This window comes from Acinetobacter legionensis (assembly GCF_048552295.1).
Classification (GTDB): Bacteria; Pseudomonadota; Gammaproteobacteria; order Pseudomonadales; family Moraxellaceae; genus Acinetobacter.
Genome location: NZ_JBIMCW010000087.1, coordinates 1 through 358, shown reverse-complemented (window position 1 = coordinate 358; position 358 = coordinate 1). Strand labels below are relative to the sequence as shown.

1 protein-coding gene is annotated in these 358 nt (G+C 39.1%); it reads right to left on the bottom strand.

What is annotated here, in order from left to right; all coding sequences use genetic code 11:
• Nucleotides 1-124: 124 nt before the first annotated feature.
• On the bottom strand, nucleotides 125-358 hold a 234-nt coding region (locus ACG916_RS21575; protein WP_512700248.1), incomplete at its 5' end, for a fimbrial protein.

Here is a 358-nt window from a genome sequence, read left to right as displayed (position 1 = left end):
TTTAACAGAAGCACCTGTGGCTTTATTGATCAACAAAGTCTTATCCGATTCATCTAAGTCAGTTGCTGAAATTGGACTGAGATGAATACCTTTAAAGGCTATATTTTGTGCCACATCACAGTAATCACCCAAGCCATTTACTAAGTTCCAGAAAAATGTTTGTGGTCCCTTGTATCGTATTTGTAGGGGTAAAGCTTGAATTAGGCACAGCGGCCATCGGAATCATTATATTCTTCATGCCAGTTCCTGGATGAATTTTAGTAGGTCGTAAAGTACATGTTCCATCAGTCACAGCACCATTCACTGTAATTTTTCCATCTACAGCAAACACATGACTACTTGCCAAAAGTAAAGCCCA